21 protein-coding genes and 1 riboswitch are annotated in these 25,287 nt (G+C 59.0%); of the genes, 14 read left to right on the top strand and 7 right to left on the bottom strand.

Annotated features, from left to right (window positions below; all coding sequences use genetic code 11):
* Positions 1–9 precede the first annotated feature (9 nt).
* The 6 genes from AWM69_RS16715 to AWM69_RS16690 all read left to right on the top strand — a co-directional run bounded on the left by AWM69_RS16715 (position 10) and on the right by AWM69_RS16690 (position 7,402).
* Positions 10–1,767, top strand: coding sequence for a carbamoyltransferase (locus AWM69_RS16715; RefSeq protein WP_131653658.1), 1,758 nt, complete (start codon positions 10–12; stop codon positions 1,765–1,767).
* Complete coding sequence (locus tag AWM69_RS16710) at positions 1,751–2,881, top strand: glycosyltransferase (RefSeq protein WP_131653657.1); 1,131 nt, start codon at positions 1,751–1,753, stop codon at positions 2,879–2,881. Before AWM69_RS16715 ends, AWM69_RS16710 begins: the two co-directional genes overlap by 17 nt.
* Positions 2,881–3,777 carry an antimicrobial resistance protein Mig-14 gene (locus tag AWM69_RS16705; protein WP_131653656.1) on the top strand — a complete coding sequence of 299 codons (897 nt, stop codon included), beginning with the start codon at positions 2,881–2,883 and terminating at the stop codon, positions 3,775–3,777. The genes AWM69_RS16710 and AWM69_RS16705 overlap by 1 nt, the downstream gene beginning before the upstream one ends.
* A 120-nt stretch (positions 3,778–3,897) precedes the next feature.
* Positions 3,898–5,334: a PIG-L deacetylase family protein gene (locus AWM69_RS16700; protein WP_218727593.1), complete on the top strand. Its 1,437-nt coding sequence runs from the start codon at positions 3,898–3,900 to the stop codon at positions 5,332–5,334.
* On the top strand, positions 5,331–6,305 hold the full coding sequence (locus tag AWM69_RS16695) for a glycosyltransferase (protein WP_131653654.1): 975 nt from the start codon (positions 5,331–5,333) through the stop codon (positions 6,303–6,305). The genes AWM69_RS16700 and AWM69_RS16695 overlap by 4 nt, the downstream gene beginning before the upstream one ends.
* Positions 6,302–7,402: a glycosyltransferase gene (locus AWM69_RS16690; protein ID WP_218727591.1), complete on the top strand. Its 1,101-nt coding sequence runs from the start codon at positions 6,302–6,304 to the stop codon at positions 7,400–7,402. The genes AWM69_RS16695 and AWM69_RS16690 overlap by 4 nt, the downstream gene beginning before the upstream one ends.
* Here the strand turns inward: AWM69_RS16690 and AWM69_RS16685 are convergent.
* Positions 7,391–7,957, bottom strand: coding sequence for a lipopolysaccharide kinase InaA family protein (locus AWM69_RS16685; RefSeq protein ID WP_218727670.1), 567 nt, complete (start codon positions 7,955–7,957; stop codon positions 7,391–7,393). The two genes, AWM69_RS16690 and AWM69_RS16685, sit on opposite strands and share 12 nt — an antisense overlap.
* Before the next feature lie 137 nt (positions 7,958–8,094).
* Here AWM69_RS16685 and AWM69_RS16680 point away from each other — a divergent pair, with 137 nt between their 5' ends.
* From AWM69_RS16680 to hldE, 3 genes are all read left to right on the top strand, one after another.
* Positions 8,095–9,261 (top strand): O-antigen ligase, encoded by a 1,167-nt coding sequence (locus tag AWM69_RS16680; protein ID WP_218727589.1) that lies wholly within the window; start codon positions 8,095–8,097, stop codon positions 9,259–9,261.
* Between the two features lie 16 nt (positions 9,262–9,277).
* A complete protein-coding gene (gene msbA / locus AWM69_RS16675) occupies positions 9,278–11,089 on the top strand; it encodes a lipid A export permease/ATP-binding protein MsbA (protein WP_131653651.1) in 1,812 nt (603 codons plus the stop codon).
* A gap of 176 nt (positions 11,090–11,265) precedes the next feature.
* On the top strand, positions 11,266–12,687 hold the full coding sequence (gene hldE, locus AWM69_RS16670) for a bifunctional D-glycero-beta-D-manno-heptose-7-phosphate kinase/D-glycero-beta-D-manno-heptose 1-phosphate adenylyltransferase HldE (protein WP_131653650.1): 1,422 nt from the start codon (positions 11,266–11,268) through the stop codon (positions 12,685–12,687).
* A gap of 118 nt (positions 12,688–12,805) precedes the next feature.
* Here hldE and AWM69_RS16665 read toward each other — a convergent pair whose 3' ends face one another.
* The 4 genes from AWM69_RS16665 to AWM69_RS16650 form a co-directional block, all read right to left on the bottom strand.
* Positions 12,806–13,771 (bottom strand): metal ABC transporter ATPase, encoded by a 966-nt coding sequence (locus AWM69_RS16665; protein WP_131653649.1) that lies wholly within the window; start codon positions 13,769–13,771, stop codon positions 12,806–12,808.
* 41 nt (positions 13,772–13,812) lie between these two features.
* Complete coding sequence (locus AWM69_RS16660) at positions 13,813–14,625, bottom strand: aldo/keto reductase (protein WP_048382791.1); 813 nt, start codon at positions 14,623–14,625, stop codon at positions 13,813–13,815.
* Positions 14,622–15,797, bottom strand: coding sequence for an FAD-binding oxidoreductase (locus AWM69_RS16655; protein ID WP_218727587.1), 1,176 nt, complete (start codon positions 15,795–15,797; stop codon positions 14,622–14,624). The genes AWM69_RS16660 and AWM69_RS16655 overlap by 4 nt, the downstream gene beginning before the upstream one ends.
* 67 nt (positions 15,798–15,864) lie before the next feature.
* Positions 15,865–16,197: a multidrug efflux SMR transporter gene (locus AWM69_RS16650; RefSeq protein ID WP_131653647.1), complete on the bottom strand. Its 333-nt coding sequence runs from the start codon at positions 16,195–16,197 to the stop codon at positions 15,865–15,867.
* A gap of 355 nt (positions 16,198–16,552) precedes the next feature.
* Between AWM69_RS16650 and waaA the strand changes: the two genes are divergently transcribed.
* The gene (waaA, locus tag AWM69_RS16645; RefSeq protein WP_218727585.1) at positions 16,553–17,830 is read left to right on the top strand and encodes a lipid IV(A) 3-deoxy-D-manno-octulosonic acid transferase; all 1,278 of its coding nucleotides are present in this window, start codon (positions 16,553–16,555) and stop codon (positions 17,828–17,830) included.
* Between the two features lie 174 nt (positions 17,831–18,004).
* Here waaA and AWM69_RS16640 read toward each other — a convergent pair whose 3' ends face one another.
* On the bottom strand, positions 18,005–19,441 hold the full coding sequence (locus AWM69_RS16640) for a TolC family outer membrane protein (protein ID WP_218727583.1): 1,437 nt from the start codon (positions 19,439–19,441) through the stop codon (positions 18,005–18,007).
* A gap of 181 nt (positions 19,442–19,622) precedes the next feature.
* A riboswitch (TPP riboswitch) is annotated at positions 19,623–19,728 on the top strand.
* Positions 19,729–19,882: 154 nt separating this feature from the next.
* Here AWM69_RS16640 and thiC point away from each other — a divergent pair.
* Both thiC and cytX read left to right on the top strand, forming a co-directional pair.
* The gene (gene thiC / locus AWM69_RS16635; RefSeq protein ID WP_131653644.1) at positions 19,883–21,772 is read left to right on the top strand and encodes a phosphomethylpyrimidine synthase ThiC; all 1,890 of its coding nucleotides are present in this window, start codon (positions 19,883–19,885) and stop codon (positions 21,770–21,772) included.
* A 129-nt stretch (positions 21,773–21,901) separates the two neighbouring features.
* Entirely contained in the window at positions 21,902–23,167 is a 1,266-nt protein-coding gene (gene cytX, locus AWM69_RS16630) for a putative hydroxymethylpyrimidine transporter CytX (RefSeq protein WP_218727581.1), read from the top strand.
* 57 nt (positions 23,168–23,224) lie between these two features.
* On the opposite strand, the gene AWM69_RS16625 is transcribed toward cytX, so the two are convergent.
* Entirely contained in the window at positions 23,225–23,971 is a 747-nt protein-coding gene (locus AWM69_RS16625) for an RsiV family protein (RefSeq protein ID WP_218727579.1), read from the bottom strand.
* 223 nt (positions 23,972–24,194) lie between these two features.
* On the opposite strand from AWM69_RS16625, the gene AWM69_RS16620 reads away from it, so the two are divergent.
* Together AWM69_RS16620 and AWM69_RS16615 are read left to right on the top strand one after the other, a co-directional pair.
* Positions 24,195–24,812, top strand: a complete 618-nt coding sequence (locus AWM69_RS16620) for an NUDIX domain-containing protein (RefSeq protein WP_048382781.1) — start codon at positions 24,195–24,197, stop codon at positions 24,810–24,812.
* Positions 24,803–25,255, top strand: a complete 453-nt coding sequence (locus AWM69_RS16615) for a DUF1249 domain-containing protein (RefSeq protein ID WP_131653642.1) — start codon at positions 24,803–24,805, stop codon at positions 25,253–25,255. Before AWM69_RS16620 ends, AWM69_RS16615 begins: the two co-directional genes overlap by 10 nt.
* The last annotated feature ends 32 nt before the right edge of the window (positions 25,256–25,287 follow it).

Genomic DNA, 25,287 nt, shown 5'->3' with positions numbered 1-25,287 from the left:
GCTAAACCAGTGGCATTGACGATTCTTGGCCTGTCCGGCGCCCTTAGCCATGATCCCTCCGCAGCCCTCTATATCGACGGCAAGCTGGTCGCAGCAGCAGAGGAAGAGCGCTTTGTACGCGATAAGCATGCAAAGAACCGCATGCCCTACGAGTCGGCAAAGTTCTGTCTTGAACAAGCCGGTATCAAACCTTCCGACGTTGACGTAGTGGCGATTCCCTTCGCTCCGATCAGCTTGTTCGGCAAGGCGCGCTGGCATTACGCCAAGCGTTATTGGTACGCCCCGGATCGCGCGCTCGATGCGATCCTGATGGGTAATCGTCGTTACAAACGCTATCGCAACAAGATTGTGTTCTGCCTTGAGCAACTGGGTTTCGATCCGAAAAAAATCAAGATCGAGCCGGTTGAGCACCACTTGGCCCACGCCTCCAGCGCTTATCACTGCTCCGGTTTCAAAGAGAAAACCGCGATCCTGGGTATCGACGGCAAGGGCGAGTACGCCACGACCTTCTTTGGTTATGGCGAAAACGGCAAGATCCACAAGATCAAGGAGTTCTTCGATCCGGATTCCCTGGGTGGCCTGTACGGCGCAATCACCGAGTTCCTCGGTTTCGAGATGCTCGACGGCGAGTTCAAGGTCATGGGCATGGCGCCGTACGGCGATGCCAGCAAATACGACTTCTCGCGCCTGGCTTCGTTTGAAAACGGTGAGCTGGTAATCAACACCGAGTACGCCAACGTCATCGGTCTGCGTCGCTACAAGGAAAACGGCAAGGGTTTCTACTTTTCGCCAAAACTGATCGAGTGGCTGGGGCCCAAGCGTGAAGGCGATATTGCCGACGAACCTTACATCCACTACGCGGCCAGCATGCAGGCGCTGTTTGAAAAACTGTCGCTGCAAATGATCGATTACTACCTGGGCGACATCCTCAAGGAAACCGGCAAGATCGCTTTTGCGGGCGGCTGCGCGTTGAACGTGAAGCTGAACCAGAAGATCATTGCCCGTCCCGAGGTCAAGGAGCTGTTCGTGCAGCCAGCGTCCGGCGATGCCGGGACTGCCGTGGGTGCCGCCGCTTATGTATCACACGCCCGTGGCGTACCGGTCGAGAAAATGGAGCACGTTTATCTCGGCCCTGCGTACAGCAACGAAGACGTCATTGCCGCCTGTGCCCGTCACCCGGGCAAGCCGGCGTATCGCAAGATCGAAAACACCCCGGAGCGCATTGCCAAGATCATGGTCGATGGCAACCCGGTAGCCTGGTTCCAGGGCCGCATGGAATTCGGTCCGCGTGCCTTGGGCGGACGTTCGATCATCGGTTGCCCGAGCAGCGAAGGCGTGGCTGACCGTATCAACGAACAGATCAAGTTCCGCGAGCGCTGGAGGCCTTTCTGCCCGTCGATGCTCGACACCGTGGGCCCGCAGATGATCAAGGTCGATCACCCGGCACCCTTTATGACCTTCACCTTTGAAGTGGCTGAAGAGTGGAAAACCCGTGTTCCGGAAGTTGTCCATGAAGATGGCACCTCCCGTGCACAGGTACTCAAGCGCGAATACAACCCGCGCTACTACGACATGATGAAAGCCCTTGAAGTGCTGACCGGTAACGGCGTGTCACTGAACACCTCGCTCAACCGCCGTGGCGAGCCGATGGTGTGCTCGCCGACCGACGCGCTGAACATGTTCTTCGGCTCCGATCTGCAGTACCTGATCATGGAAGATATTCTGGTTGTCAAAGCTGGCGCGGAAACTTATGAATCGCTCGACTGAGCGCCATGTTCTGCAGTTCTGTCACGGCTATGACGGGCCGTTTCTGGACTGCGCCCGTCAGTACGCCAGCCTGTTCGCCGGCACCGGTTATCGCGTCACCACGGTCTTCTTGACCGGGGTGGCGGATCCCGAAGTGGCAGCAAACTGTGCCTCCGATGAAGTGCTGTTCATGGAGTTCAGCTCCAAGGCCATTCGTGGCCTGAAGCTGGGCGCCATCCGTGAGCTGCGTAAAATCGCAGCGTCGCGCTCTTTCAGCTTTTGCATTGCCCACCGCTTCAAACCGATCTACATCGCCTTGCTGGCCACCGGCCTGCCGGTGATCGGCGTGCATCACGCGTTTGGTGATTATCAACGCAGCAGCCGCAAACTGTTTGCCAACCTGTTCCGCAAGCGCCTGAGTCTGCTCGGTGTGTCGGACGCGGTGCGCGATGACATGCGCCAGTGCTTGCCCAAGTGGCCGACCGGACGCATTCGCACGCTGTACAACCGCATCGATATCGATGCCGTACAAGCCGGCCAATTGCCGGGCACCCAGGCGCGTGAAGCGCTGGGGTTGTCGGTCAATGGCTTTATTGTCGGCAATGTCGGGCGCCTGCATCCCGACAAGGACCAGGCGACGTTGATCAAGGGGTTCGCCAAGGCTTTGCCGGGCTTGCCTGCTGACAGCCAACTGGCGATCCTGGGTACCGGGCGGCTGGAGCAAGACCTCAAGGAACTGGCAAACGAACTCGGAATTGGCGCGCAGGTGAGTTTCCTCGGCCAGGTTCCTGACGCCCGACGCTTCTTCCGTGCTTTCGATGTGTTCGCCCTGAGCTCCGATCACGAGCCTTTCGGCATGGTTCTGCTGGAGGCGATGGCCGCCGGGGTTCCGCTGCTGGCCACGGCCTGCGGTGGCGCCAAGGAAGTGGTCGAGGGTGTGGGCGTGCTGTTCCCGCTAGGGGATGCCGAACACCTGGCCCAAGGGCTGCAGCATCTGTCGCGGCTTGACGACGAACAACGCCAGGTGTGCGCTGAGCAGATGCTGACGCGTTTGCATGAGCGGTTCTCGGACCAGGCTGTGCGTAATGTGTTCTGGCATTTACCACAAGTTACCGACCTGACAGCGGAGTCCTGATGCTTAATCGATTTCAGGGCTGGCGCGAGCGCGGCTGGAACGTGGTGGATGCGTGTACGTACGCTGACGCCTGGCAGCGTTTTGGTGGCAGTGTCGCGACTCACCCAATGGTTGTTGACCGGCTGGCGCAACTTGCCGGTATCCCGGTGCGTTATCTGGCCTGGGAGCAGGGGGGTGAGCTGAAAGCGGCGATCCCGACCTGGGGCCGGGATCTGGCGTTGTCCAAGGACGTGCTCAAGCGTCACGGTAAAAAAGGCCTGTTCGACCTCGGCAATGCCGAGTTCATACTGCCGGCTGCCGTCGATGCCCAAGCGCCTTTGCGTCATCGTGGACGCTATCTGTCAGCGCTCAATGAAGGCCGTTTCAGCACGTTGGTCCCGCAAGCCGAGCAGTTGGCTATGGCCCGCACACCTGAAGAACTCTCGAAGAAGTTCCGCTATAACCAGCGCCGTGAACTGCGTCTGCTGGAGGAAGCGGGGGGAGTTGTGCGCCCGGTGTCGGAGTTTTCCAGCGCCGAATTGGCGAGCATTTATTGCGACTTGTTTCTGCGCCGCTGGGGGTTTGTGGCCACCGGTGCCGAGCGCATGGCTGAAGTGATTGAGTTGTTGCGTGAGCTGTTGATAGGCTCGGTGATCTTCCTCAACGATGCACCCATCGCAATTCAACTGGTGTATAGGGTTGAATCACCTGAATGGATCAGCGTGGAGTACGTCAATGGGGGTGTCGACCCCGAAACCCGCGCATTCAGCCCCGGCAGTGTATTGAGTTTTCTCAATACCCAATCGGCCTGGGAACAGGCTCGCAGCGTCAATAAGCCCCTGCGCTTCTCGTTCGGTCGTGCCGATCGCGAGTATAAAGAGCGATGGTGTAATCCGGTGCCTGTTTTCAAGGTTTGAATGATCTTCTGCAGGCACGGGCTTGCGCGCGATGGCATCACTTCGGTGAATCAGGCAGGCCGAACATGTTGCATCGCAAGCCAGCTCGCTCCTGCAGGGGCTAAATACAAGAGCCAAACCATGAGCGAACCCCTTTCTCGAAAGCAACAGTTACTCAAGCGTCATCGACGCAACAAGCGGATGGGCTTGCTGGCGGGTTTGATCGTGCTGATCGCCTGCGGCGTGCTGCTGGCCTGGTGGTTGCCACCCGTGTTGGCGGTTTTGGGCTGGATCGCCCATGAAGCCTGGTTTGCCGACCATCTGTTTTACTCTCCCCAAGACGACTATCAGTACAGCTTTCCTGCGGATAGCGAGCGCCCGGCTGCTCGCCTTGAAGGGGAGCGCTTGTTGCTGGATCAACCGCTAAATGTTGCCGGCGATGAAACCCTGATACTGGCAATCAGGGTCAAAAGCGGCTGGGCAGGACGGTTTCTTGATCCGTTCGTCACCCTCTCGGGATCCGGACATGCCGACCGGCAAACCTTTGAGCGGGGCGTCAACGGGCTGCGCTATTTGAACCTGAGTGATCATGCCGAAGCCTTGAGCCGGGGCGAGTTGCGCATTCGCGGGCGCTTTTGCAGCGTGCAGGGCCAGCCTGAATTGTGGCTGTTGCGTCAGCCCGACTATCGCGAACAGCGGGTGATGGTCATCGCGCCCCACGCCGACGATGCCGAGCTGGCGGCCTTTGGTCTGTACAGCCAGGCCCGTGAAGCCTGGATCGTGACCCTGACCGCAGGAGAGATCGAGGCTGAGCATTATCAGCAGATGGGCCTTGGGCGCGCTGACGCTGCGCGCCTCAAAGGGCGTTTGCGTGCCTGGGACAGTCTGGCCGTACCTCGCTGGGCGGGTGTGCCAGAGGCTCATTGTGCGCAGCTTGGGTATTTTTGCCTGCAACTGCCTGCCATGCAGGCTGCTCCCGATCAACCGATTGCCTCGCGAGAAGCCGACCTGAACGACACCCGTCTGTTCAGGCAGCTCAATCCGTTCCTGCTCCCGGGCGATCAGGACGGTGCGCCGACCTGGCATAACCTGCTGGCAGACTTGCGTGCGCTGATTGAAAGGGCCCGCCCCGAAGTCATTGTGCTGCCGCACCCCTCAATCGACCCTCACCCGGACCACATCTGTGCCCACACGGCGGTGATGCAAGCCCTGGAAGGGTTGGCCTGGCAACCGACAAGTGTGCTCGGTTACGCCAATCACTTGCATGACAATGATCGCTGGCCGATGGGTAACAGTGCAGACGGTATTGCCTTGCCGCCGATGTTCGATGCTGCGATTCGAGTGCACCCTTGCTCCTTGCCGTTGTCCCTTGAACAGCAGCGCAACAAGGCGATGGCGCTGGGCATGATGCACGACCTGCAGCCGCGAGCGGCGCTCAAGCGCCGGTTGCGACGGGCGATCCAGCAGGTGCTGGTAGGTCGCAAGCCATCACCGTATGGCGAGAATGAATTCTTTCGTAAAGCGGTCCGGCGGCATGAACTGTTTTGGCGCCTCCCGGTGCCGCAAGGAAAACCATGAACGTTCTATTTCTAGTACAGAAAGAGCAGCGGGCCATTCTGGATCGCTTGTATGACGGCGTATCGGCTCACTGCAACTGCGATATCCGCTGGCTGAGCAGCGATGAGCAGCGCAACCTGCGCCGTTACTTTCGCGAGGAAGTCGATGTGTCGCGATACGACCGGATCGTGTTTTTCCTGCGCTTCAAGCAGGAAATCCGGCAGGTTGGCTTTATCCGCACGTTGCCCAACCTGGTGATTCTTGAACACGATGCTTATCAGAACTACATCGAGTGCAAGTACACCGGAAAATTCAGCGCGCACTATCGTCAACTGCCCTGGGCCCGGATCATCAGCTCCGGCTTTATGGTGACCGAGCGCCTGCGCGAAGAAGGTTTCGATGCGGTGTTCGTGCCCAAGGGCTACGACGAGACGTTGCTGCAGGACCTGGGCCTTGAGCGAAACATCGAGCTGGCATTTGTCGGCAGCACCAACAGCGTGGCCTACAGCGGCCGCAAAGCCTTGCTCGATGAGCTGGCCAGTGTCGAGCCGCTGGTGGTCACCCGCACCAAGTCCGGCGATGAATACCGCGATACCTTGAACCGCATCCGCTTTTTTGTCAGCGCAGATGTGGGCATGGGTGAGTACATGATCAAGAACTTCGAAGCGATGGCCTGCGGTTGTGTGTTGCTGGCGTTCGATCAGGGTGAGGCCGAAAACCGCGCCCTGGGCTTTGAAGACATGCACAACATGGTTTTTTACCGCGACATCCCTGAGCTGCAAGAAAAGCTCGCCCGCCTGCGTGCCGATCCGGAGCTGGCCGCTGCCATTGCCCGGCGCGGCCGTGATCTGGCCGTGTCGCAGTACAGTTTTGCGCGCATAGGCCAGCGTATCGTTGAAGCGCTGGAGCCTGCCTTGCGTCCCCATCCCCCGTTGTCCTGGCTGGACCGTATTCGGTTGAAGCTGGGTGGGCATCGAGGCGTTGGCGGATGAGCATCATCAATGTGATGTGGTCAGGTGGCTTGCCATATGCCTCCGTTCACAAGGTTCATCAGCAAATCCTGTCCCAGGCCGCCCCGGGTGCGTGCATCAAAACCTGGCTGCTACAGGACAAGGCCGCTGCTTGCCTGAAGGATGTCGGCGAAGTGCGGGCCTGGCAGTTGTCTTCAAAGGTGTTGAAAGGTCGCGGGATCCGGGCGTTGTCCGGTTTTTGGCTGCGGCGTGGTTTTCACAAGGCATTGTTGGCCGATGATGCCCGTGTCGTATTGATCGACGGAGTGGGCGTTGCGCGGGTGCTGTTGCCGGTATTGCGCACGCTGCCTCACGTGCGTGCGGTGGTGATGTTTCATGGCGCTACCCGGCTCAATGATAAAGAAATCAGCCTGTTTCGTGATTTCCCCCAGGAGCAGCTCACCTTGTGTGCGGTATCGCAAACGCTGGCGGCTTCCATTGAGGCCGACACCCGGTTGCCCGTGGTGACACTGCGTTGTGCGCTCGACCCCCAGGCCTTTCAAAGCCAGTTGTTGTCCCGCGAACTGGCCCGTGAGCAGTTGGGGATTGCGCTCGACCCGGCTCAGGTGTTTGGCGCTGTCGGCCGGTTAGTCGCAGGCAAGGGTTTCGACTGTTTGATCCGCGCCTTTGCCCGGACACTCCAGCAGGCACCGGACCGGCTGCTGGTGATTGTCGGTGAAGGTCCTGCGCGAGCTGAGCTTGAAGCCAGGATCCAGTCACTGGGACTGCAAGGCAAGGTGCTGCTGCCTGGCCACTTGACCCACGTGGCGAGTTTGTATCGAGCGTTTGACTGGGTGCTGATCCCTTCGCAGGAGGAAGGCCTGGGGCTGATCGTGCAAGAAGCAGTCATTGCCCATGTGCCCGTGCTGGTCAGCGACCTGCCGGTATTTGAGGAGCAACTGGGTGAGTCGGGGCGCTACGTGCCAGTAGACGATGAAGCCGCCTGGGTACAGGCCATTGAGGCGACGGCGGCTGTTTCAGCGCGGGACGTGGCAGCGCGTCAATACGCAGCGATTGCTCCGGAGCAGGCGTGGCAGCGGTTCAGTCACGCGTGCTCCGTGGTGCTTTCAGGCCGGTAAAAAAGACTCTTGCAGTGCATCGACGGGAAACTTGTCGGTCAAATGTTCCCGCTGGATGTAGCGCACGAAATGTTGAAGGTTGCGTTGCGCCAGTTTTTTGGACAGAGGGGCTTTGAAAAAGCGCATGTCTGCGATATCGATCAATCCCCACTGGTTCTGCGGGGTGACCACAATGTTGCCCAGGTGGAGGGAGCGAAAGTAAATACCGGCCGCGTGCAGGCGGCGGATCAGTTCAATCAGCTTCGGCAGGTTTTCTTTCCAGTCAAACCCGTTCTTTTCCGCGATCTGACGCAGTGTTTCGCCTGGTAATGGGCTATACAGCACAGCAGTCATGCCGGGCTTGTCCAGACGATAAAATGCCAGAACCTTGAGGGTCGGAATACCGAGGTGTTGAAGCTGCGCGGCATTGTCGATGAAGCGTTTTGAATAAGGGCGCAGCAAAGCAGATGAGAACAGTCGCTTGCGCCGGAACAGCTTCATGATGTTCCCGTCTTGGAGCAGATAGACTTTTGCGCCGTAACTGTCGGCTTCAAGAATTTTGGCGCCTTCAATCATTTGATTCAAAGCGGCTTGTGGAAGCCGTGAACATTGCATCGTAGAACCCTTGCGAGCAGTCAGACAGGCAATGATGCCGAAAAAGTCATGTTTTAACCATGCCAGCGTTGGCGGGTGTTTTATTTAGGAGTTGGACGATGTACGAAAGTCGGTGGGCGAAAGCCCTGATGACGTGTGGTTTATTGTGGTTCATGTGGGCCATGGCATTAGCGCCCACCAATAAGCTGTATCAGCAGGGGCTGGTGTTGTTCATCTGGGTCCCCACGCTGTTCGTGGCGTGGTCAGCTCGCGCGCTGATTGCTCAGCTCTGGCAGGCCCAGCGTGCACTGTGCCTGGCACTCATCGGTCTGGCGGTCTGGGCGCTGATCAGTTGGAGCTGGAGTGAGGCTCCGCTGCGTGAGGCCAAGACCATGGCCTACATTGCCCTGTTTATCCTGTCGTTTCCGATTCTCGCCAATGGCCAGCCTGAGCGTGTCGTGCGCTTGCTGCAATGGGGCGGGCTGGGGCTGGCACTCATCGCACTGGTGGCGATGGTGCGCTTCTACTTTGTCCTGGGGCACGGCTGGACTGAGCGCCTCGAAGGCCTGGGTCAGCTGGCGCACCCTATTTTGGGCGCCTACGCGATAGGCGTGGCATGCGTGTGGATGCTGCACTGGGTACCGCAGGGGCGCGGCATGAAAATGCTGTGGCTGGTAGCCCTGGGACTTTTGGGTGGCTTTGTCGTGTTGACACAAAGCCGTGGTGCGGCCGTTGCATTGTTGCTGACGGTTCTGGCAATGCCGCTCTGGCGGCGTGACCGACGTACCGTGGTGATCGCCCTTGCGGGGCTGATAGGCGCAGGCGTGGTGTTTTGGTATATGCAGGCGCTGATGCTGGAGCGAGGTTCTTCCTATCGCCCCGAAATATTCATGGCCAGCGTAGAGATGATCAAATCACATCTCTGGACCGGTCTGGGGCTGGGGATGCGCTATCACGTCACGTCTGTCGGATTGACCTTTGATCATTCGCATAACCTGTTCACCAGTGTCGGAATTCTTTATGGTCTGCCGGGCTTGTTCTTCTGGAGTGTCGCCTGGTTCTCAGTCCTGTTCTACGCTTGGCGTGCGCGTACAACTGTGCTCGGTCAGGGTGTGATCGGGGTTTGGGTGTTTTCGATGCTGGCCATGCAATTTGATGCGGCCAGTCTGCTGGATTCACCCCGTGCAGAGTGGTTCATTACCTGGCTGCCGGTGGCCCTTGCGACTCTTTTGACGTTCAAGAAGGCGTCGATTGACGCCTGTGATAAAATTTCGCGTTTTCCCTAATTCAGTGAGCTCTACGATGAGTGATGCACCGCGTGAAGCGGAACAGAGTTCAAGCCTGAAAATATACTTTCGGCTTTTGACTTATGTGAAACCCTATATCGGCCTTTTCCTGCTGAGTATTCTCGGGTTTCTGATTTTCGCTTCGACCCAGCCAATGCTTGGTTACATCCTCAAGTATTTCGTCGACGGCCTGTCCAATCCGGATGCCGTGTTGTTTCCTTCCGTCCCGTATCTGCGTGATTTGCGTCTGCTGCAGGCCGTGCCATTGCTGATTGTGTTCATCGCAGCCTGGCAAGGACTGGGATCATTCCTAGGCAACTACTTCCTGGCCAAAGTATCGCTTGGGCTGGTGCACGACCTGCGGGTCCAGTTGTTCAATAACCTGCTGGTGTTGCCGAACCGTTATTTTGATCAGCACAACTCGGGTCACCTGATTTCCCGTATCACCTTCAACGTGACGATGGTGACCGGTGCCGCTACGGATGCGATCAAGGTCGTTATCCGTGAAGGCATGACGGTGGTCTTCCTGTTTGCTTCATTGCTGTGGATGAACTGGCGCCTGACGCTGGTAATGATCGCCATCCTGCCGCTGATTGCGGTGATGGTCAGCACGGCCAGCAAGAAATTCCGCAAGCAGAGCAAGAAAATCCAGGCGGCAATGGGTGATGTCACCCATGTGGCCTCGGAAACCATTCAGGGCTATCGCGTAGTTCGCAGTTTCGGTGGCGAAACCTACGAGCAGAATCGCTTCCTGGAAGCCAGCCAGAGCAACACGGACAAGCAATTGCGCATGACCCGCACCGGGGCGATTTATACGCCGATGCTGCAACTGGTCATTTACATAGCCATGGGCATTCTGATGTTCCTGGTGCTCTACCTGCGCGGTGATGCCTCGGCGGGTGACATGATTGCCTACATCACCCTGGCCGGCCTGTTGCCCAAGCCGATTCGCCAGCTGTCGGAAGTCAGCTCGACGATTCAGAAAGGTGTGGCAGGTGCTGAAAGCATCTTTGAACAACTGGATGAAAAACCGGAAGTCGACACGGGCACCGTTGAGCGTGATCACGTCAGCGGACGGCTTGAGGTGCGTCACCTCAACTTCACCTATCCGGGGACCGATCGCCAGGTGCTCAAGGATGTGACGTTCTCGGTTGAACCCGGGCAGATGGTGGCGCTGGTAGGGCGTTCGGGCAGTGGTAAATCAACGCTGGCCAACCTGATTCCGCGTTTCTATCACCACAATTCGGGCGAAATCCTGCTCGACGGCGTTGAGATCGAGCAGTACCGCCTGATCAACCTGCGTCGTCACATTGCGCAGGTGACCCAGCACGTGACCCTGTTCAGCGATACCGTGGCCAATAACATTGCCTACGGCGATCTGGCCGGTGCACCTCGTGAGGATATCGAGAAAGCCGCGCGGGATGCCTACGCGATGGACTTTATCGAGCAATTGCCACAAGGGCTGGACACCCAGGTCGGTGAAAACGGCGTATTGCTTTCCGGCGGTCAGCGCCAGCGTCTGGCAATCGCCCGGGCCCTGCTTAAAAATGCTCCGTTGCTGATTCTCGACGAAGCGACCTCCGCACTGGATACCGAGTCCGAGCGTCACATTCAGGCAGCGCTGGACCACGTCATGCAGGGTCGAACCACGCTGGTGATCGCTCACCGCCTGACGACCATCGAAAAAGCCGATCTGATTCTGGTCATGGATCAGGGCCAGATTGTAGAGCGCGGCACGCACGCCGAACTGCTGGCACAAAATGGTTATTACGCCAGGCTGCACTCGATGGGGCTCGACGCTCCTGAGACCTCTGGCGATATCGCCTGAGGTCGATGCAGCCCTTGCAGGAGCCCGCGTGCTCCTGCAAGGGCTGTGTCAGTTCTGGCAGGCCATGTTTTGTAGCACCCTTCTGATTCTCATTCGTTGCGATTAATACCGTGAACTGACCTGCGTTCACCCTGTGTTAATATCGCGCCCCTGTTCATTTTGTATGTGGGTTCTCCATGAAGTTGTCCATGCCGCAATTCGATCAAGCCCCTGTCTTGGTGGTAGGCGATGTCATGCTCGACCGTTATTGGCATGGCGGGACCTCACGGATTTCCCCTGAGGCGCCGGTGCCGGTAGTCAAGGTCGAGCAAATCGAAGACCGTCCGGGCGGTGCTGCCAACGTTGCGCTCAACATCGCCGCACTCGGTGCGCCTGCCTCGCTGGTCGGTGTGACCGGTGACGACGAAGCGGCCGACAGTCTGGCCAACAGCCTTGAAGGCGCTGGCGTACGCGCTCTGTTCCAGCGCATCGCGCACCAACCGACCATCGTCAAACTGCGGGTCATGAGCCGTCACCAGCAACTGCTGCGTATCGACTTTGAAGAACCGTTCGCCACCGATGCCCTGGCATTGGGTGCTGAAGTCGACAACCTGCTCGAAGGCATCAAGGTGCTGGTGCTGTCGGACTACGGCAAAGGTGCGCTGAAAAACCATCAGGTGCTGATCCAGGCCGCGCGTGCCCGGGGCATTCCGGTGCTGGCAGATCCTAAAGGCAAGGACTTCTCGATCTATCGGGGCGCCAGCCTGATCACGCCGAATCTCAGCGAGTTCGAAACCATCGTCGGCGGTTGCGCCGACGAGGCCGAACTGGTGGCCAAAGGTGCCAAGCTGATGGCTGACCTGGATTTGGGTGCCTTGCTGGTTACCCGTGGCGAGCACGGCATGACCTTGCTGCGTCCCGGCTTTGCCGCGATGCACCTGCCAGCCCGGGCCCGTGAAGTGTTTGACGTCACGGGTGCTGGCGATACCGTTATTTCGACCCTGGCCGCGGCTATCGCTGCCGGCGAAGAACTGCCCCACGCCGTGGCACTGGCCAATCTGGCGGCCGGCATTGTGGTCGGCAAGCTGGGTACGGCGGCCATCAGCGCGCCGGAGTTGCGCCGCGCCATTCAGCGTGAAGAAGGCTCGGAGCGGGGCGTATTGAGCCTCGATCAGTTGTTGCTGGCCATCGATGATGCGCGGGCTCACAACGAGTCAATCGTCTTCACCAATGGCTGCTTCGACATTTTGCATGCCGGGCATGTGACCTATCTGGAGCAGGCACGGGCCCAGGGCGACCGATTGATCGTTGCCGTCAACGATGATGCCTCCGTGAGCCGCCTGAAAGGGCCTGGCCGCCCGATCAACAGCGTGGATCGCCGCATGGCGGTGCTGGCTGGCCTTGGCGCGGTGGACTGGGTGATCAGCTTCCCGGAAGCCACACCGGAGAACCTGCTGACTCAGCTCAAGCCGGATGTGCTGGTCAAGGGTGGCGATTACGGGATCGACCAAGTGGTCGGCGCCGACATCGTGGCGGCTTACGGCGGGACCGTGAAAGTGCTGGGGCTGGTAGAAAACAGCTCGACCACGGCCATCGTCGATAAAATCCGCGGTCAGTGACGGCAGCCCTCATCCGGGGCAGCTCAAAAATCTGTAGGTGCGAGCGTGCTCGCGATGGTTTCAAAAAACGCTGCGCTTAACCAGTAAGTACATGCGTCCATCGCGAGCAAGCTCGCTCCTACAGAGGGCTTTTGGTTTTCACCACCTTTCTGAAGATCTGCCGGGCCTTGCCGGTCAGGCGTTGTAGCCCTGACGCCTTGCGCGGTGCGCTCAAACCTTGCTGTATGAGCCAGTCTTTCCAGCGTATGCGCTCCTCGCGGACCACCCAGCCTTCCTGATGCGCAAAGCTCTCTGCCAGATACAGCCCTCGGGTACTGGCGCTGTGTAGCCGGTCTTTGTGCAGCGTATACAACTCGGCACAGGGTTGGCCGTCGCTCAGGGGCATCAGGTACAGGTCCGGTCGCTTGCGGTCCAGCCGTGCCACCAGTTGGTCACCTTCCAGTCGCTCATCAACATGGAACAGGCTCAGGGATTTGGCCTCTTTGGGCACTTCCAGGCGCAAGTCGTAAATCAGCTGCAACGAGGCGGTGGGCAAGTGTACATAGCCCCGTGGGCGCTCCAGCAAAGTCTGGGTGCCACAACGAACCGGGCGGGCGGCGCCGGACAACGGCGTGAGGCGAAAGGGCAGGGCTTCACGGTAGTGCAGTGCCGCAGAATAAGGTGCGGGTAGCCATGTTTCGTTAAAACGCCCGCTGAGCCAGCCTTCGGGGGTTTCCAGCAAGCACTCCTCGGCTATCTCTTGAATGGCGGTGTGCAAAGGCAGATTGATTTCGTGGGCGGGTACGTAGCCCGAAATCAATTTGAGCACCACGTCCCCCCGATCCTGGCGCCGCTGGCGCACCAATACCCAGTAATCACGCCCTTGCCAATTCAGGGTCAGGCGCACCGACACCCCGAGATTGGCCAGCTCCAGCGAGAAACGCTCGGTATCGGTCACCGTGACCTGTCGGCGTTTGTGCAGGGTTTGCGCAAAGTTCAGGGGCATGCCGATACTTTGATAGCTCAAGCCCTCAGGCGTGGCCTCGACAAACAATGGCAGGGTTTTGAAGTCGCTGGGGTTCTTGCGGATAAGTGAACGCGGCATGTCGGCACCTTCTTGCGTCGGGGTCGGCCGCGTCGGCGGCATCAGAGGTTACGCAAAACCTGCGCAACGGTTGCCACGTTATGGGCCAAGTGCAAAGGGTTGATGGTGCCGACAATAGCACTGGCAACCCCGTGATGACCAAACACCAGTTCGAAGCTGGCGCGTACTGGATCAACGCCCGGGCTCAAACAGACATGACCACTGGCCAGGGCTTTTTTTACCAGAATCGCCTTGCCGTGAGCCGCGGCATAATCGATGACAGGCTTTTCAGCCTGTTCATTCAGATTGTAAGTGACCATTGCACAGTCGCCGCTTTCCAGGGCTTTGAGCCCACCTTCTACGGTTTTTCCTGACAACCCGAAGCCACGAATTTTACCTTCGCGTTTCAGGTCTTCCAGTGTGGCATACACCTCACACTGGTTGAGGATCGCCAGGTCATTGCCGTCAGAGTGCACCAGCACCAGATCGATGAAATCAGTTTCCAGACGTTGCAGGCTGCGCTCTACCGAATACCGGGTGTGAGCCGCACTGAAGTCGTGACTCGACTGACCGTTGACGAATTCTTCGCCCACCTTGCTGACAATCACCCACGCTTGCCGCTGGCCGCGCAGCAGAGGCCCAAGGCGTTCTTCACTGCGGCCATAGGCGGGGGCGGTGTCGATCAGGTTGATGCCCAGATCGCGGCTCAGTTTGAGCAGCATCCGCGCTTCATCGTCGTCCGGGATCTGGAAGCCATTGGGGTATTTCACCCCTTGATCACGGCCCAGCTTGACCGTGCCCAGCCCTAGCGGCGAAACCATCAGTCCGGTGCTGCCCAATGGGCGGTGATGCGCGTGCAGGGTTGCCTGGCTCATGGCAGCAGTTGCTCCCAGGCCGTTTTACCCAGTGGAGGACGCGGGAATTCCGGCAGTGCAGGGGCATTGCCCGGTTTGATGCCGTCATGCTCCAGTGCTTGTAATACGCGGTCCGAGAAATCGGGGGCCAGCGCCAGTTTGGTCGGCCAGCCCACCAGCAGGCGGCCTTGATCGGCGAGGAAGGCGTTGTCGGGACGCACCAGGCCCGATTGCGCGGGCTCGGCACGGCTGACTCGCAGCGTGGCCCATTGCGCCTGACTCAGGTCCACCCAGGGCAGCAGGTTGCCCAGTTCTTTTTGGGCCACCGCGATTTGCTCGGCAGGTTCGCGGGCCACACCATCGGCTTCGGCAATGTCACCGCCCAAATACCAGACCCATTCACCATCGGCGGCCGGGTGGGTGGTGACCGTGATGCGCGGCTTGGACCCGCCACCCAGGCAATGAGCGTACAGGGGTTTCAGGCTGGGGCCTTTGACCAGCACCATGTGCAGGGGGCGCAGTTGTTGCGCGGGAACGTTGATGCCTGCACTGGCCAGAAGCTCGGCATTGCCGGCGCCGGCGCTGAATACAATGCGCTGGGCATGAATCTCACGCCCGTCGACCCGCAGGCCGATCAGCTCGTTGTTTTCGAACAGGGGCTCGATGTTCTGGCCTGCCAGCAGGCCGTCACCGGCCAGTTGGGCGAGACGCTCGATCAGGCTAGGCACGTCGACCACCAGTTCGGCCAGGCGATAGACCTTGCCCTTGAAACGAGGGTTTTGCAGGGCCGGCGGCAATTGGTCGCCCTTGACCTGGTCAACCCGGCCGCGCACGGCCTTGCTGGCAAAAAAGCTGGTCAGATTGCCGGCCAGGGTGCCGGGCGACCACAGGTAGTGGGCTTCGGAAAGCAGGCGCACGCCGCTCAGGTCCAGCTCGCCGTCACCGGCAAGGGCTTTGCGCCAGCGGCGTGGCATATCGGCAATGGCTTCAGAGGCGCCGGTGAGCGCACCATGCAGTGCGTACTTGGCACCGCCATGAATGATGCCCTGGGACTTGACCGTCTGTGCGCCGCCGAGCGTACCGTTCTCTACCAGCACGGTAGAAAACCCCTGACGGCGCAGGCGGGCATTGAGCCAGAGGCCTGCAACCCCAGCGCCGACAATCAGCACGTCGGTGGAAATAACAGATGGCATGGTCGACCTCAGCGTTCAAAGACAAGGCCGCAAGTATACAGCCTCATTCTCAACCTGCCCGTGTGGTCTAGTGCCCCGCTGTTTTGGAAAACAGCTGGATTACCACCACGCCCAGCACGATCAGGGCCATACCGAGCATGGCCGGCACATCGAGTTTTTGCCCGTAGATAAATAGCGCGGCAATACTCACCAGCACAATGCCCAGCCCCGCCCATACGGCATAAGCCACACCCACCGGAATGGTGCGCACCACCAGGGTCAGCATCCAGAACGCCGTGGCATAACCGGCAATCACCAATATCAGGGGCAACGGTGTGCTGAACCCCTTGATCGCTTTCATTGAAACGGTGGCAATCACTTCGGCGCCAATGGCGATGGCCAGATAGTAGTAAGCGTTCATGATGGAGTCCTGAAGGTGGAACGGAGCAATTTAACAGCAAGGCATTCTAGTGGTTGTAAAAGTATGTAGCGGGTTTTTGTTGTGGTAAGCGTAGGAGGATTCTGGGTTTTAGCGGTGAAGCTTTGGGCGGCGAAATCAGCTCTTAGAATTCCTGACCCACGTTGATTCAGGAATGTATGGAGCAGCCGGATTTTCCAAGGAAACACTACTCCGAGCCGCTGGCGTAGCTCAATCACGAGCAGGTACAAGTAACCGCTTGTTTGGGAGTTGGTGGTCTGGCGCTCCCTATGGTGATGATCGCGGGCAATGAAACATTCCGGGCACACTCAATTCCATCATCGTAAACTCTGCTCCCATGAATAGAACTCTCTACACCTTGCTGTTTCATCTGGGGCTGCCGTTGGTGGCGATTCGCTTATGGTTGCGGGCGCGCAAGGCGCCGGCGTATGCCAAGCGCATTGGCGAGCGTTTTGCCGTGAATTTGCCGGCCTTGCAGCCCGGGGGCATTTGGGTGCATGCGGTGTCGGTGGGCGAGAGCATCGCGGCGGCGCCGATGATTCGGGCGCTGCTCAAGCGTTATCCCGAACTGCCGATTACGGTCACGTGCATGACGCCCACCGGTTCCGAGCGGATTCAGGCCATGTTCGCCGACGAACCACGGATTCAGCATTGTTACTTGCCTTACGACTTGCCATGGGCCGCTGCGCGGTTTTTGGCCCGGATGCAGCCAAAACTGGCGGTCATCATGGAAACCGAGCTGTGGCCCAACCATATCCATCAGTGCGCTAAACGCGGTATCCCGGTGGCGTTGGCCAATGCCCGGCTGTCGGCACGCTCGGCCAAGGGCTATGCCCGTTTCGCCGGACTGACACGGCCTATGCTCGAAGAGATGAGCCTGATCGCCGTGCAGACCGAAACCGAGGCCGAGCGCTTTCGTCAGCTGGGTGCGCGGCCTGAATGCGTGGAGGTGACGGGGTCGATCAAGTTCGACCTGAGCATCGATCCGCAGTTGCTGATCAAGGCCTGTGAGTTGCGTGGGTCCTGGCAGGCGCAGGAGCGCCCGGTATGGATTGCTGCCAGTACCCATGAGGGCGAAGACGAGATTGTCCTGAATGCCCATCGTCAGTTGTTGGCCAATTATCCGGACGCGTTGCTGATTTTGGTGCCGCGTCACCCGGAACGCTTCAACGCAGTATTTGAGCGGTGTCAGCGTGAAGGTTTTGCCAGCGTGCGGCGCTCCACGGGTGAGCCGGTCAATGCCCGGACGCAGGTGCTGGTGGGTGACACCATGGGCGAGTTGCTGCTCTTGTATGCACTGGCAGACAGCGCATTCGTCGGCGGCAGCCTGGTGCCCAATGGCGGGCACAACTTGCTGGAACCCGCGGCGTTGGCCAAGCCGGTGTTGAGCGGCCCCCACCTGTTCAACTTCCTCGAAATCGCCGCCATGTTGCGTGAAGCGGGGGCGCTGGAAGAGGTAGAAGATGCCCAAGGGCTTGCGCTGGCGGTGCAGCGTTTATTTGAGTTGCCGCAAGATGCGCAGCGCATGGCACAGGCGGGCCTGAATGTGATGCAGGCCAATCAAGGCGCCTTGCAGCGCCTGCTGGACGGGCTGGCCCGGTTGCTGAAGGGTTGATCCGAACCCTGCACCCCGTAGCCGCTGCAGAAGGCTGCGTCTGACGACGCAGTCGTCAAACCTGAGCATGGGTGTGTCGGTCGAGTTCGACAACTTGCCTTTATGATTGCGGCGCAATCGGACGTAGCCTTCGGCAACGGCTACACAATCTGATTGCGCCGCAAATCGGGCGCTTCAATTCCCTGGCGAGCGCAAGTTGGCTTCGGCCGCTTTGGCCAGGTCCGGTGGCAGGAAGTCCTTGTCCGGGTTGTAGTCGGCTTTCAGATACCGCGACAGTGCTTCCAGGTCACCCGGATTCAGCGTGCCCGCTGCCTGCTTCAAGCGCAGGTTGTCGAGGATGTAGTCGTAGCGGGTGTTGTTGTAGTCGCGCACCGAGGTGTACAGCTGGCGCTGGGTATCGAGGACATCGACGATGTTGCGTGTTCCCACCTGGTAGCCGATTTCGGTGGCCTCCAGAGCGCTCTGGTTAGAAATGATCGACTGTTTGCGGGCCTGAACCTGCTCGACATCGGTGTTCACGGCACGGTGCAGGTTGCGGGTGTTCTCGACCACCTGGCGTCGCAGGGCTTCGCGTTGCTGTTCGGTCTGGCTCAGGCGCGAGTACGACTCTCGTACCTGTGAGCTGGTCAGGCCGCCGCTGTACAGCGGAATGTTCAATTGCAGGCCGATGCTGCGCTGCGACACGTCGCCGCCATACCGTTGATTCAGGGCATTTGGATTGCTCAGGCCAAAACCATCGTTGTCGCCGGTCTTGTATTGCGCCACGGCGTCCAGGGTCGGCGCATGACCAGCCTTGCGCTGCTTGAGGGTTTCCTCGGCTGCACTCACCGCGTAATTGCTGGCCAGCAGGTTCAGGTTTTGCTTCGCCGCCGTCTCCACCCAGGTCGTGGCGTTATTGGGGGTGGGTGGCAAAATCGGCAAGGTGTGGGCAATGCCTTCAATTGACCGGTACTGGCGGTTGGTCAGGGTCATCAATGCTTCAAAGGCGTCATCGACCTGGCGCTGAGCCAGAAGCCGGTTGGCCCGTGCCGTGTCGTAGCTGGCCTGGGATTGCAGGACGTCGGTCTTGTCTGACAGGCCGACATCAAAGCGTTCGCGCGATTGATCCAGCTGGCGCTTGAATGCGGCTTCTTCAGCCTTGGTCGAGGCCAGCGTGTCCTGGGCGCGCAACACGGTGAAGTACGACTCGGCGGTTTGCAGGATCAGATTTTGTTCGGTGGCCGATAATTGCAGCGCGGCCTGTTCATTCACGGACTCGGCTGCCTTCAATTGGAACCAGCGGTCCGCGCGGAAAATCGGTTGGGCGAGTGTTGCCTGATACACCACGGCACTGCGGGTGGTCGTCAGCGATGGCTGGTCGATCGAGGTGCGCACGCTGCTTGATTCGGCGCCCCCCGAGAGGTTGGGCAGCAACCCGGCACGGGCCTGGGGCACGACTTCCTTTTGCGCCGCGTAATCGGCGCGGGCGGCCGCCAGGTCGGCGTTGTTGTTTACCGCTTCATGGTAAACGCTGACCAGGTCGGTCTTGCTGGACACAGGGGGTTGCCCGTCCAGAGCCATTGCGCTGGTCGCACAAGACACAGCAATAGCCAGCGAGAGTTTGCGCAGCATGAGCGATCCCTAGTTCAATAATGCGAAAAATAAAGGCCCGAGGCCGTGTTCCGGCGCTCGTGGTGTCGAGACGTAGCGAGTGTAGTAGCCGTGTCATCTTGCAACAATGCCGTTATCACGCCTTTCATCATGCGGTTTATTCCGGTGTTGGCGTTCTGCTTCACTCTTGTCTAGACTGCACGGGTTCTTGTCGGGGTGCCTTGCTATGAGGCTGAGATCGAATAATTTCGGATCCCGTTGAACCTGATCAGGTTAACGCCTGCGTAGGGAACAAGATTTCTCGTCTCCCGGCGAGTCCTCTTGAGTACCGTCCGGGATCGATTGTTCAAAAAATGAACAGTCGTTCGAGGTCGTCACTCAGCATCCGGTCCTTGGGTGCGTCCGTGCTTTTTTCAGGTTCTCCCTCCGACAATCCGCCTGGATGCAGTCTGGAGAGCCGTGATGAGTACAACACTAAAAAACGCGATCAATCTCAGCGATTCGGCCAAGGTCGATGAGCAATCGGTCAAGCCGTTTACCCGTTCACAAAAAGTCTATGTACAGGGTTCGCGCCCTGACATTCTGGTGCCGATGCGTGAAGTCAGCCTGGATGTCACACCCACGGATTTTGGCGGGGAAATCAACGCCCCGGTATTGATCTACGACACCTCCGGCCCGTATACCGACCCGTCTGTGCAAATTGACGTGCGTAAAGGTTTGGGCGACGTGCGTTCAGCGTGGATCGATGACCGCGGCGACACGGAGCGCCTGCCAGGCCTGAGCTCTCACTTCGGGCAGATGCGTCTTGACGATGCTGAACTGACCAAACTGCGTTTTGCGCACGTGAAAAACCCGCGTCGGGCCAAGGCCGGGGTTAACGTAAGCCAGATGCACTATGCGCGTCAGGGCATTATTACGGCCGAGATGGAATACGTCGCCATCCGCGAAAACATGAAGCTGCAAGAAGCTCGTGCCGCCGGTTTGCTTGACCAGCAGCACGCCGGCCACAGTTTCGGTGCCAACATTCCGAAAGAAATCACCCCGGAGTTCGTGCGCGAAGAAATCGCCCGCGGTCGCGCCATCATCCCAGCCAACATCAATCACGTTGAGCTGGAGCCGATGATCATTGGCCGTAACTTCCTGGTGAAGATCAACGGCAACATCGGCAACAGCGCGCTGGGCTCTTCGATCGAGGAAGAAGTGGCCAAGCTGACCTGGGGCATTCGCTGGGGGTCGGACACGGTCATGGACTTGTCCACCGGCAAACACATTCACGAAACCCGCGAGTGGATCATCCGCAACTCGCCGGTTCCAATTGGCACCGTGCCGATTTACCAGGCACTGGAAAAAGTTAACGGTGTCGCCGAAGACCTGACCTGGGAACTGTTCCGCGACACGCTGATCGAGCAGGCCGAGCAGGGCGTCGACTACTTCACCATTCACGCCGGCGTGTTGCTGCGCTACGTGCCGCTGACCGCCAAGCGTGTAACGGGCATTGTTTCCCGTGGCGGCTCGATCATGGCCAAGTGGTGCCTGGCGCACCACAAAGAGAACTTCCTCTACACCCATTTCGACGAAATCTGCGAAATCATGAAGGCCTATGACGTCAGCTTCTCGCTGGGTGATGGCCTGCGCCCGGGTTCGATTGCCGACGCCAACGATGCGGCGCAATTCGGTGAACTGGAAACCCTCGGCGAGCTGACCAAAATTGCCTGGAAACACGATGTGCAGTGCATGATCGAAGGCCCTGGCCACGTGCCGATGCAGCTGATCAAAGAGAATATGGACAAGCAGCTGGAGTGCTGCGACGAGGCACCGTTCTACACCCTGGGCCCGCTGACCACCGACATTGCGCCGGGTTACGACCACATCACCTCGGGCATCGGCGCGGCCATGATCGGCTGGTTCGGTTGCGCCATGCTCTGCTACGTCACGCCCAAAGAGCACCTGGGCCTGCCGAACAAGGATGACGTGAAAACCGGGATCATCACTTACAAGATCGCGGCCCACGCGGCTGACTTGGCCAAAGGGCACCCGGGCGCACAAATCCGCGACAACGCGTTGAGCAAAGCGCGTTTTGAGTTCCGCTGGGAAGACCAGTTCAACCTCGGTCTGGACCCGGACACCGCGCGCTCGTACCACGACGAAACCTTGCCCAAGGATTCGGCCAAGGTCGCGCATTTCTGCTCGATGTGCGGGCCGAAATTCTGCTCGATGAAAATCACCCAGGAAGTGCGGATCTACGCCGCCAACCAACGCATCGAAGCCGTCGACGTTGACGTGGCCAAAGGCTTGGCCGAGCAGGCTGAGCGCTTCAAGCAGGAAGGCAGCCAGCTGTACAAAAAGGTGTGATGTAAACGCGCCAGCCAGTCTGGCGCAATTCCCGTAGCCGCTGCCGAAGACTGTGAAGCGGTCCTTTTGGCAGTCTTCGGCAGCGGCTACGGGGGCGAGTGCGTGTATTCCCTCTTTGAGATCCAACCCTTGAACACACCCAGCACCTATTCACCGGATATTGCTGTGCCTTCTCATCAGCGCGTGTTCGGTGCGCGTGATCTGTTTTCTCTGTGGTTTTCCCTCGGCATTGGCCTGATGGTGTTGCAGACCGGCGCGTTGCTTGCGCCGGGGCTGGGCCTGTCGGGTTCGTTGCTGGCGATTTTTCTCGGCACGTTGGTCGGCGTGGCCTTGCTGGCGTCGGTCGGGGTCATTGGCAGCGACAGCGGTCTGTCCTCGATGGCCGCGCTCAAGCTCAGCCTGGGATCCCGTGGCGCGAGCCTGCCGGCGGTGCTCAATGTGCTGCAGCTGGTCGGCTGGGGCTCGTTCGAAATTATCGTAATGCGCGATGCCGCGAGCCTGCTCGGTGCCCGGGCGTTCAGCGAGGGCAGCCTGTGGAGCCATCCCTTGCTGTGGACGGTGTTCTTCGGCGCTTTGGCCACGTTGCTTGCCGTCAGCGGGCCTTTGACGTTTGTCCGGAAAATTCTGCGCAAATGGGGCATCTGGTTGCTGCTGGCGGCCTGTATATGGCTGACCTTGAACCTGTTCGCCAAGGCTGATCTGGCCGCGCTCTGGGCGCAAAAGGGCGATGGTTCACTGCCGTTTGCCGTAGGTTTCGACATTGCCATCGCCATGCCGCTGTCGTGGCTGCCGCTGATCGCCGATTACTCGCGTTTTGGCAAGCGAGCCAAAAACGTGTTTGGTGGCACGGCACTGGGTTTCTTTATCGGCAACTTCTGGTTGATGAGCCTGGGGGTGGCCTACACGCTGGCATTTGCGCCAAGCGGCGAAGTCAACGCGTTGCTGTTGGCGCTGGCGGGGGCCGGGCTGGGGATTCCGTTGCTGCTGATCTTGCTGGACGAGTCTGAAAACGCGTTTGCCGATATTCATTCGGCGGCGGTTTCCGGCGGGATCTTGCTGCGCCTGAAAGTCGAGCACCTGGCCTTGGCCATCGGTGTGATCTGCACCCTGATCGCTTGCTTTGCACCGCTGGCGCAGTACCAGAACTTTCTGCTGTTGATCGGTTCAGTGTTTGCGCCACTGTTTGGCGTGGTGCTGGTGGATCACTTCATCCTGCGCAAGCGCAGCGCTGAAGTGACCCCCGGGCGGTTCCACAGGGCGACGTTGCTGGCCTGGTTGGGCGGGGTGGTGACGTATCACCTGCTGGCAAACCTGCTTCCGGACGTGGGCGCCACTTTGCCGGCATTGCTGTTGGCGGGGCTGCTGCAATGGGTGCTGGGGCGCAAGGGTTCATAAGCGCTAAGGATCGGCTGCAGGGGCGAACCTATTCGCGCCTGCAGCCGATCTGGCGGCTTATCCTCGACCCGGGAACCACTCCGGCTTGAGGATGCCGCGCAGGCGCGAGTAAGGAATCTTCAGCTCAACATGGCCTTCAGAGTACGGTGCAATGCTGTACACATCGTATTTGAGGACGACGTTGTCCTTGAGCAGCGCGACGTGCGGTGTTTGCTGGAACGGCCAGTTTTTGACGAATTCAGGGTCATTACCGAAACGAGTGCTGATCAGCCAGTTGTTGTGTGCGACCTTTCCGGCAGCCCAAAAAGCGTTTTCCTGACCCGGTACCAACATGTCCTGCAAGGTCACTTCTTTTTGATTCTGGCGCGAATAGTTGATAAAGCCACGACCCGGGATGCCATGAGCGCCGCCTGTGTCCAGATAACTGGACAGCTCAACAATCACCAATCCGTCATGCTGTTCACGTACTTTGGCCTGCAAATAGCTGCTGTTGCGGCTTTCGGCAGTGCGCAGGAACTGCTCACGGTAAGCCTCGAGCGAAGGCGCGAGTTTATCTTCGGGTGAAAAGACGGTCATTTTCAGCAGGCGTTGTTCGATCAGCGCATCGAGCTTTGGCTCGTCGGCCACGTGCACGGTATCAATGTTCACCAGTGGGCATTCCTGGCCGCTGCAACCTGCCTTGAGCTGCTCGGAGCGGTCAGCGGTGAATGCCAGGGGCTTTTGTACCGAGGGCTGGAATACGCTTTGGCAGGCGCCCAGCGTCAGGGCGATGCAGGTCATGGAAGCAAATTTTAAAAGCGACATGGTCGTCCTTCATGAATAAAAGAAAGTTGAAAAATATGGTGGTTCGACTGCCAACAACAGCATCAGTTCGCCACTAAGCTAATAAGTGTCAATTAGAGTTGTTTTGCAGGCGATCCGTCTATCTCCGTGTCATAAAAGGGGCTGCATCCCCAAGTGCTGGCGCGTTAGGATGCCCGTTGCCGAGATCCACTCCCGGCATGAATTCGCCAGCAAGAGGTTTTGAATGACTGATATCACTAAGGCCACGCCAAGCGTTGTTGAGATCGTAAAGCGCGAAAACGGCTACCAGGGTTTCTACAAACTTGATCGTGTACACCTGCGCCATGAGCTGTTTGCCGGTGGCATGAGCCGTGAGATCAGTCGCGAAGTCTTTGTGCGCCATGATGCTGTCTGCGTATTGCCTTACGACCCGCAGCGCGATGAAGTGGTGTTGATCGAGCAATTCCGCGTCGGGGCCATGGACAAGGCTGATACACCCTGGCTGATCGAGCTGGTCGCCGGCCTGATCGATAAAGATGAACAGCCCGAAGAAGTCGCCCATCGTGAAGGCGAAGAAGAGGCAGGGCTAACGTTTTCGTCTTTGTGGCCTGTTACCCGGTATTTCCCGTCGCCGGGCGGCAGCACCGAGTTTGTGCACTTGTACCTGGGCCGTTGCAGCACCGAGGGCGTGGGCGGGTTGCATGGTCTGGAAGAAGAAGCAGAAGATATCAGGGTTACAGTGTGGGCTTATGAAGATGCCATGCAGGCCGTGCGAGATGGACGTATTTCCAATGCAGCGAGCATTATTGCCCTGCAATGGCTGGCGCTGAACCGCGCTGAAGTGAGGGGGTTATGGTCGTAAACGGGGTGCGCGATCGTTATCGGGTCGATTTGATCGGGCTGCAGGCGGCCTGCGAGGCCAACTATGCCCGCTTGATGCGCTTGCTGCCCGATATGCGTGAGCAACCCAGCGCCCGACGCATCGCCTTGACCCAGGGTGACCAGATGCTCGGTGTGCTGACCCTTGAGGTGATCCTCGACTGCCCCTACACCAGCACCTTGCGCGTGCGCCAGGAGCACAGCTTGCCGTGGCTGCCGGTGCCTGAGCTGCAGGTTCAGGTTTACCACGACGCGCGCATGGCCGAAGTCATTGGTGCCGAACACGCCCGGCGTTTTCGCTGTATTTACCCGTATCCCAACGTCGCGATGCATCAACCTGATGAAAAGGCCCAGCTCAATGTGTTCCTGGGCGAATGGTTGAGTCATTGTCTGGCGTGCGGGCATGAGTACGCCGAGGTTCGCTAGAAACCTCGACGGTGTGCGTTGTCTGGTCTGAT

It is taken from the genome of Pseudomonas sp. D1HM (genome assembly GCF_019266105.1).
GTDB lineage: Bacteria > Pseudomonadota > Gammaproteobacteria > Pseudomonadales > Pseudomonadaceae > Aquipseudomonas > Aquipseudomonas taetrolens.
This window is presented reverse-complemented; position numbering and strand designations above follow the sequence as displayed.